This is a genomic window from Caballeronia sp. (assembly GCF_049581465.1).
Classification (GTDB): domain Bacteria; phylum Pseudomonadota; class Gammaproteobacteria; order Burkholderiales; family Burkholderiaceae; genus Caballeronia.
In genome coordinates this window covers 1-9,127 of sequence record NZ_JBAUSA010000831.1, presented here as the reverse complement: position 1 = coordinate 9,127, position 9,127 = coordinate 1, and the positions used below count along the sequence as shown (strand labels likewise).

The following is a 9,127-nucleotide window of genomic DNA, read 5'->3' as shown; positions in this document are numbered from 1 at the left end:
CGATTGTTGTATTACCGTTCCGGCCTGAGACTCTTGCCGGTAAATTTTCAGGAGTCGAGCAGTGGCTGCCTCCCCTAGTGGTATCGCGGAAAAGACCTCGCGCACTCCGCCCCGTCGCACGTCGCCCCTGGCGGCGCTAGCCGATACTTATATTCCGAAGCTCGTGCTTGCACCCAGCGTGTTGATTGCGCTGGTGTTCGTGTACGGCTTTATCATTATCACCGGCTATTTGTCACTGACGAATTCGCGCCTGATGCCGCGCTACGAATTCGTCGGCTTCCAGCGCTACACCGAATTGTTCGCGAACGACGTCTGGTGGACGTCCGCTGCGAATCTCGGTTGGTTCGGCGTTCCTTTCATTGCGATCTGCGTTGGGCTCGGGCTGTTTCTCGCCATCCTCCTCGACCAGAAAATCCGCAATGAAGGCGCGCTGCGCGCAATTTTCCTGTATCCGATGGCGTTGTCGTTCATCGTGACGGGCACCGCATGGCAATGGATATTGAACCCCGGCCTGGGACTGGAAAAGGTCTTTCACGACTGGGGCTGGACAAGCTTTTCGTTCGACTGGCTAGGAAACCCCGATAAAGCCATCTTCTGCGTCGTGATCGCGGCGGTGTGGCAATCCACCGGGTTTGTCATGGCGTTGTTTCTAGCCGGCTTGCGTGGCGTCGATGCGGAAATCTTCAAGGCGGCGCAGATGGACGGCGCGTCCCTGCCGCGGATTTATCGCAAGATCGTCATTCCGAGCATGCGGCCGGTGTTCTTCTCCGTGCTGCTGATTCTCTGCCACATCACCATCAAGACCTTCGACCTCGTCGTTGCATTGACCGCTGGCGGTCCGGGCACGTCGTCGTCGCTGCCGGCCATGTTCATGTACACGTTTTCGTTCAACCGGGGCCAACTCGGCGTGGGCGCAGCCTCGTCAATGATGATGCTCGCCACTGTCGTCGCCGTGCTCGTGCCGCTCATGTACCTGGAATCGAGGAGCACCCGCAATGGAATCTAAGATGACGATCAGCCGCGCCGTCATCTATGCGGCCCTGATCCTGTTTGCCCTGTACTTCTTGTTCCCGATCTACGTGATGCTCTCGACGTCCTTCAAGGACCTCGACCAGTTGCGCCAAGGCAACCTGCTTACGCCACCGACGCACTTCACCTTCGCGCCGTGGATCAAGGCGTGGTCGCAAGCGTGTACCGGCGTGCGCTGCGACGGCATGGAACCGTTCTTCTTCAACTCGGTGCGCATGGTGATTCCAGCCGTGCTGATTTCATCGATAGTCGGCGCCTTCAACGGTTATGTGCTCACGCACTGGCGTTTCCGTGGCGCGGACGCGGTGTTCACCTTGCTGCTGGTCGGCTGCTTCATCCCGTTCCAGGCCATTCTCCTGCCGATGGCGCGTTTGCAAGGCATGTTGGGACTCGCGAATACGACGACCGGCCTGGTGCTCGTTCACGTGGTGTACGGCATTGCGTTCACCACCATGTTCTTCCGCAATTTCTACGTGAGCATTCCGGCGGAACTCGTGAAGGCGGCGCGTATCGATGGAGCGGGTTTCTTCATGATTTTCACGAAGATCCTGCTGCCGGTTTCGCTGCCGATCTTCATGGTGTGCCTGATATGGCAATTCACGCAGATCTGGAATGACTTCTTGTTCGGGATCGTGTTTTCCGGCGTCGACTCGATGCCGATCACGGTGGCCCTGAACAACCTGGTCAATACGTCGACCGGCGTGAAGGAATACAACGTCGACATGGCTGGCGCGATCATCGCCGCCCTGCCCACCTTGGTCGTCTACATGGTTGCTGGCCGGTTCTTCGTGCGCGGCCTGACGGCAGGCGCGGTGAAGGGCTGATTTCGCGCGCGGCGCCCAGGCGGGCGCCCGCGGAAGACGATCAACATGACGCGCGGGAAAAGATCAATCCGGCGCAGAAACATAAAAGGAATCACAGCATGGCAAGCCTTTCCATCCGTGACGTGTACAAGACTTATGCGAACGGCGTACCCGTTCTGAAGGGCGTCAACATAGATATTGAAGACGGCCAGTTCCTGATCCTGGTCGGCGGTTCGGGTTGCGGGAAGTCCACGCTGCTCAACATGATCGCCGGGCTGGAAACAGTGACGAAGGGCGACATCATGATCGACGGCAAGACGGTGAACAACCTCTCGCCGAAGGACCGCGACATTGCGATGGTGTTCCAGTCGTACGCGCTCTACCCTTCCATGACGGTGCGCGAGAACATCTCGTTCGGCCTGCATATTCGCAAGGTGCCGAAGGACGAGCAGAAGGCGATCGTGACGCGTGTGTCCGACACGCTGCAGATCCAGCACTTGCTCGACCGCAAGCCCGGCCAGTTGTCGGGCGGCCAGCGCCAGCGCGTTGCGATGGGCCGTGCCTTGGCACGAGACCCCGTGATGTTTCTTTTCGACGAACCGCTGTCGAACCTCGATGCGAAGCTGCGTATCGAAATGCGTTCCGAGATCAAGCTGCTGCATCAGCGCCTGGGCACGACGATCGTGTACGTCACCCACGATCAGATTGAGGCGATGACGCTGGGCGACCGGATCGCGGTGATGAAGGATGGCGTGGTGCAACAATTTGGCGCGCCGCAGGATATCTACGATTCGCCGGCGAACCTGTTCGTGGCCGGTTTTATTGGCGCGCCGCCGATGAATTTTATCGAAGGAAAGCTGGTTGATGCGGGCTCGGGCGTGGGATTGGAGATTGACACGGGCGCGTCGCGCACGGTGCTGACCCTGCCTTTCGATGCGGCTGCGGTCCGCGGCAAGATCGGTCAGAACGTGATTCTCGGCTTGCGTCCGGAACGGATCACGGATGCTCGCAGTGCACATAATGTGGAAGACGCTCGCCTGCAGCCAATCGAGGTGAAGATCGACGTGATCGAGCCTACGGGCCCCGATACGCTGGTATTCACGCAGGTGAACGGCAAGCGCGTGGTGAGCCGCGTGCACCCGGCCTCGAACCCGCAGCCGCTGACGAACATGACGCTGTTGTTCGATGTATCGAAGGCCGTGTTGTTCGATTCGAAGACGGAAGAACGGCTGGCTTGAAGGTTCTCATCCAACGGGAAAAAGCCGCGCGAGAATGCATCACGCTTGAGCCTTGAACGCGCGGTTCATTTTCTCCGCAGAACGAACGAAGGGCCGCTTACGCGGCCCTTCGTTCGTTCACGGATTTGCGTTCAAAACGTATTCTCGTGTACAGGATCGTCGATCTTGACCCAGTGACCCGCAATCCGCGCGGGTTGACACATCACCACCCGTACTTAAGCCCAAGACGCACGACATACGCGTGATAGCGCTGCGCGCCCCATGCACCGCTGACGTTGCTCCAGGCGCTCCAGTTCTTTCCGAGGTCCCCATTCAGTCCCAGCTTCGCCTCATAGCGATTGGCGGGGTACAGACTGCCGACCGGCACTTGGTCGAATGAGATGGTGCTGCTCGTGCTCGCGTGCCACCAGTTGGCCGTTGCGTAGAACTGCATCTTCTCGCCAGCGGTACGCTCAAAATTGCGTTGCAGGCGTAGCCCCAGCCGGGCGATGGCGCCGCTGGAGCTCGCGCCATCCACCTGCGTGCCGTTCGGTTCGGCCAGCGAATTCTGATGATAGTCCACATAAAGCAGTTGGCCTTGCGACTCGAACACCCACTCGTTAATCAGCGGCAATGCATAGCCCAACTCGCCCGACGCCGCCCAGCCGTGCGCGTTGTAGTTCACCGTGGGTAACTCGTCGCCCTCGACGCTGTTGTTGAACCAGCCATATTGGAGCGAGGTGTCAGCGTAAGCGCCAAGCCGGCTCGCTTCATTCTCGTACCAGGTTCCATAGGCCCCGACGCTATAGCCGGCCACGTTGCCGCTTGCTTGCGCCGGGTTGCCGGCGGCCTGCACGTTGCTCCGGGCGGTCTCGTAAGTACCCATCAGTCCAAGATGCAGGAGATCGGCATTGGCGGTCAGCTTGTTCTGCACTACGTCGCCCCCTCCTTGCATCAGGAACGAATCGGTGTTCACGTTGAACGTGCCATCGCGGCTGTTGCTGCCTTCGTTGCCTCCTTGCACACGAAGCCAGACAGAACCGGGACCGCTCGTTCCACTCCCCGAAGTTTGCGAGGATCCGCTATCGCGGTCGTCCAGGCTGTGAACGAACATCTCCCCGGCCACGTGCTGGTTGGCCAGGTAAGCCGCCACTTCCGGCCGGAATAGTGGCTGCGGTGGAGCGGGAGGCGTAGGTGGTGCGGGAGGCGTAGGTTCGCTCTCGGAGCGCAGGTACCAGTTGCCATCTGAAACCTCTGCGCCGCCCTGGAACAGTTGATATTCGTATGGACCCGCCACTGCGCGCCCGCTTAACGAGAAGGCGCCCGTTGCTGAATGCGCGGGGTCCTGAACCTGTACCACCATGATGCCATTATCAATTGTGGTCGCGCCGGCGCCGCCCACGTTCGTCACCACTAGCTGCGTCGCGCCCTTCGCTCCAACGGCGGTGCTGCCCACCACGAGCAAATCAGAGTTCGACGCCGCTCCGCCCTGGTTCAGAACGGTATCGATCAGGACTTTGCCGCCGTTCGAGGTGTACGTTCCCCCCGTGAACATACGGTCACCGACCATGCCATTGGACATCGTAACGGTGCCGCTATTGTCGAGATTTCCCGCGATAGTGAAGCTGGCATCCGGGCCATTGGCGAACGCAGGAAGCGCATTGCCTACGGCAATCAAACCTTTGTTGATAACCGATCCTGTGACTTTGCCGTATCCGCCCAGTGAGCCTGCGGAACCTACTGTGACCAGCCCGCCGCCGGCTAATTCGGCGCCGGTATGAGATGCATCTCCGATCGCCAGGGTGCCCGCATTGATGAGGGTCGTGCCGCTATAAGGTTGCACGCCATTGAACAGCACCGTGCCGCTGCCGGCCTGCATGACCGATCCGGGGCCACTAATGGTTCCGTCAAAGACCAGGCTGTCCGAACGATCGAATGCCAGCATTCCATGGTTACTAACATCACCGACGATGTTGCCGGCGGTTCCACCGTTGCCAAGTTGCAAGGTGCCCGCGCTGATCGCGGTTCCGCCCGTGTAGGTATTGTTGCCCGTCAGGATCAATGCGCCGCTGCCTTGCTGGGTTAGCGAGCCCGCGCCGCTGACTACTCCACCATAGGTCGTGGCATCACTGCGGTTAAACGCCAATGCAGCGTTATCCACAATATTGCCCGCATAGCCGCCGATGGTTCCGCCATCGCCGATTTGCAACGTTCCCGCGTTGATCGTGGTGCCACCCGTGTAGGTGTTGTCGCCGCTGAGGATCAGCGTGCCCCCGCTTGCGTTCAGTGCTCCACTGGTGCCGCTGATAACGCCACTAAAAGCGCCGCCGTTGTTTATCGTCAGATTGCCTGCATCGATATTGAGTGCACCCGCTCCGCCCAGCGCGCCGATCGCCTGGGTTTTGCCGTTGATATCAGCGGTCGCGCGCGCAGCCACGTCGAGTAATACCGTGCGGCCCAAGGCGTTGTTGCTGCCGAGTACGAGCGTGCCGCTATTGAGGGTGGTCGTGCCGATGTAGTCGTTGGTGGCGTTGGCGAGAATGGCGGTGTTGACTGCATCGATGAAAAGGTTGCCGCTGCCGGTGATCCTGGCGATCAGGGTGTTGTCGATGGCGTTGGCGTTGGTCAGTTCCAGCGTCTGACTGGATTGCAGGTCGAGTTGCAGAAGGTCATAGCCGAGCCATATGCCGGCGTTGGCGCCAGACAGTACATTGGCCGCGTAATTGTAGGTGGCGATAGCGACGGAAACGCCATTTTCGCTGAGCGTGACATTCTGCGGAGCGGCGACGGGGGTGCCATCGAACTTGGTGAGCGGGAGCAGCGAACCGGCGGCGGCGCCACTGACGGTGCCGGTGGCGGCGATAAGTTGCTGTTCGATGTTTTCGTCCTGATCGAACAGCGAGGGTTGCGAGGGTAACGGATGAACCGGGAAGTCACTGGGAATGCCGACGGCGACGGTGCCGCCGGTTACGTTCAGGTTGCCGACGGTGAGCTTACCGTCGGGGATGAAGCCGGTGCTGGTGATCTGGAACGTACCGCCGTTGAAGTTGAGGTTGCCAATAGTGCGATTGGCGTTGATCTGGGCAAGGCCGCCGGTGTCCAGGCGCAGCGTGGCGTCCGGCATGGCGCTCTGAGCGTTGTTGTCCAGCGCGAAGGTGCCACCGCCAATGGCGATAGTTCCCGTGAAGGCGCTGCCAACCGTATTGCCCAGGGTGAAAGCGTTAGTGCTGTTACCGAGGATGGCCTGCACGACACCGCTGCCGGTCAATGCGTTGGTGAAGGTGTAATTGCTGCTGGCGGGACTGCTGATCATCAGGGTACCGGCACTGGCGAGATTGACCTGGCCGCTGCCGATTGCGCCCGTGCCACTGAGTTGCAGCGTACCGGCGCTGACCGTGGTGCCGCCGGTTTACGTGTTGCCGCCCGTGAGCACGGTCGTGCCGCTGCCTTGCTGGGTCAGTGAGCCAAAGCCGCTGACTACGCCGCCATAAGTCGCGGTACCGCTGCGGTTAAACGCCAAGGCCGCGTTGTCGATGATGTTGCCGGCCACTGAGCCTGTGTTTCCACCATTACCCAGTTGCAGCGTACCGGCGCTGATCGTGGTGCCGCCGGTGTAGGTGTTGCCGCCCGTGAGCACGGTCGTGCCGCTGCCTTGCTGGGTCAGTGAGCCGGGGCCGCTGACTACGCCGCCATAAGTCGCGGTGTCGCTGCGGTTGAACGCCAGAGCCGCGTTGTCCGCGATGTTGCCCGCATAGCTGCCCACGGTCCCGCCATTACCTATTTGCAGGGTGCCCGCGTTGATCGTCGTGCCGCCGGTGTAAGTGCTGTCGCCTGTGAGAATCAGCGCGCCGCCGTTGGCGTTCAATGCACCACGGGTGCCGCTGATCACACCACTAAAGGCGCCGCCGCTATTAATCGTGAGATTACCGGCATCGATATTCAGCGTGCCGGTACCACCGAGCGTCCCAATTGCCTGAGTCTTGCCGTTGATATCGGCGGTCGTTCCCGCATTCAGAGCGAGTAACGCAGTGTCGCCCAGCGCCCCGTTGCTGCCGAGCACCAGCGTGCCACCGCTGACGGTGGTCGCGCCGGTGTAGACATTGGCGGCGTTGGTCAGGGTGATGCTGTTGGTCGCATTGATGTCGAGCGCGCCGCTGCCGGTGATGCGCGCTGTCATATCGGCGGCCCCGGCCGGGGTGGGGGTGTCGCCCGAGAGCGTGAGCGTTTGGCCGGCTTGCAAGTCGAGCTGGCTCAGGCCATAGCCAGCATAGAGCCCCGTGTTAGCCTGGGTGTTCAGCGTGAAGCTGTAAGTGCCAATGGCTACGGTATTGCCGTCTTGCGCAATATTCACTGCCACGGTGGTGAGCGGGTTGCCGGCCAGATCGGTGAGTGCAAGGTTGGCTGCGCTGCCGTTGACACTCGTGGCGCTGATCAGTTGCCTGTTGACGCCGTCGTCCTGAGTGAGCAGTGAGCCGGCGAGGCTGATCATGCTGCCGGGGTCGATGCGTACAGTGCCGCTATTGAGCGTGAGTGCGCCCGTGCTGAGGGTGCCGGACGGCAGGTTCGCGAAGATCAGCGTATTGCCGTTCAGAGTCAGATCGCCGATGGCCTGGGCACCTGCATCGACGGTGGTCGTGTTGCCGCTGTTCAGTTGCAGCGTGGCATTCGTGAGTGCCGTGGTGTTCGTGCCGCCGAGCGCAAAATTGCTCTGGTTAAGCGTGACGTTACCGGTGAAAGCACTGCCTACGGCGGCGCCGAAGTTGAGGGTGTCGGCGGCGCTGCCGAGCGTGGCGATGAGCGCGCCACTGCCGGTGAGCGCGTTATTGAACCGGTAGTTGCCGCTGGCAGGGGTGAGCAAGAATTGGCCGGTGCTGGCGATGTTGACCGCCCCGCTGCCGATGGCGCCTGTACCCGTGAGTTGCAGCGTGCCGGCATTGACGTAGGTGCCGCCGGTGAAGGTGTAGGTGTTGGTGCCGGTGAGGATAGTGGTGCCGCTGCCTGCTTGCGTCAGCGAACCTGTGCCGCTGACACCATTCGCAAAGGTCACCGCGTCGCTGCGATTGAACGCGAGTGTCGCGTTATCAAGAATGCCGCCGATGACCGAGCCTGAGGTGCCGCCATTTCCCAACTGCAAAGTGCCGCCGCTGATGGTGGTGCCGCCGCTGTAAGTGTCGTTGCCGGTGAGCACCAGTGTGCCCAGGTCCGTCTTGTCCAGCCCGCCGTTGCCCTGGATGACGGAGGCAATCGTGGCAGTCGTAGCCGCGCCAGCGGCACTGCCGTCGCCTACGCGGATGACTGTGCCGGGTGTCGCGACCGTCAGGGGCTGGCCGGTGACGGTGTAGCCGGTGACCACGAACTGCGCACCGCCCAGTTGCACCGCGCCCGCGCTGTTGTCCACCGTCACGATGCCCGGCGTGCCCTGGAAAATGGCAAAGCTATTGGTCTGCCACGGCGCGTTGACCGCACCGTTGGCACCGGTCCAGTGGGTGGTCGCAGTGTTCCAGGTGCCGGTGCCGCCGTCGATCACACCGTTGCCCACGGTTTGCGCACCGTCCCAGAACTGATTGGCGAAGCCACCGGCTTGCGCAATAAGGTTGACCTGGTTGGCCTGGCTGGTCTGAAGCAGGAAGTCGGCGGGCGCAAAGCCGGCTGGTTGGGCGCCGATCGCCAGGCCGTTGTTGGTCAGCGCGCCGCCGTAGTTCATCAGGCGGTACACGCCGCTGCCGAAATTGCCGGAGTTGGTGACGTTCAGGGTGCCTGCCAGGGTCAGGTTGCCAGTGACATCGACGAGGTCGTTGGTGGCGCCACCAATAACGTTGGGCGTGCCCAGGTCGTAGTCGAGGAACGAGCCGCCGTTGAGCAACAGGCCGCCGACGGTCAACGTTCCCGGGCTGGCGCCCGGGGCCAGATGTGCTCCGCTTGCAAGGTTGGCGATCCCACCGACTGTGCCATCGCCGCCCAGGGTGGCGCCGGTGTCGACCTGCACATCGCCTGCTATGGCGCCGTCCACGTTGAGCCGGCCCGCCGCCACGGTGGTGCCGCCGCTGTAGGTATTGTTGCCGGTAAGCGTGGTGGTGC

At 61.5% G+C, this 9,127-nt stretch carries 5 protein-coding genes; 3 read left to right on the top strand and 2 right to left on the bottom strand.

Features of this window, described 5'->3' with window-relative positions; translation table 11 throughout:
• Window positions 1–82 precede the first annotated feature (82 nt).
• From WCA53_RS20435 to WCA53_RS20425, 3 genes are all read left to right on the top strand, one after another.
• Entirely contained in the window at window positions 83–1,006 is a 924-nt protein-coding gene (locus tag WCA53_RS20435) for a carbohydrate ABC transporter permease (RefSeq protein WP_423914918.1), read from the top strand.
• Window positions 996–1,853 (top strand): carbohydrate ABC transporter permease, encoded by an 858-nt coding sequence (locus WCA53_RS20430; RefSeq protein ID WP_423914915.1) that lies wholly within the window; start codon window positions 996–998, stop codon window positions 1,851–1,853. The genes WCA53_RS20435 and WCA53_RS20430 overlap by 11 nt, the downstream gene beginning before the upstream one ends.
• Window positions 1,854–1,951: 98 nt before the next feature.
• A complete protein-coding gene (locus WCA53_RS20425; RefSeq protein ID WP_423914912.1) occupies window positions 1,952–3,070 on the top strand; it encodes an ABC transporter ATP-binding protein in 1,119 nt (372 codons plus the stop codon).
• A gap of 202 nt (window positions 3,071–3,272) precedes the next feature.
• Here the strand turns inward: WCA53_RS20425 and WCA53_RS20420 are convergent, their stop codons facing one another.
• Both WCA53_RS20420 and WCA53_RS20415 read right to left on the bottom strand, forming a co-directional pair.
• Window positions 3,273–6,362: an autotransporter outer membrane beta-barrel domain-containing protein gene (locus WCA53_RS20420; RefSeq protein ID WP_423914910.1), complete on the bottom strand. Its 3,090-nt coding sequence runs from the start codon at window positions 6,360–6,362 to the stop codon at window positions 3,273–3,275.
• Window positions 6,363–6,458: 96 nt separating this feature from the next.
• On the bottom strand, window positions 6,459–9,127 hold a 2,669-nt coding region (locus tag WCA53_RS20415), incomplete at its 5' end, for an autotransporter-associated beta strand repeat-containing protein (protein WP_423914908.1).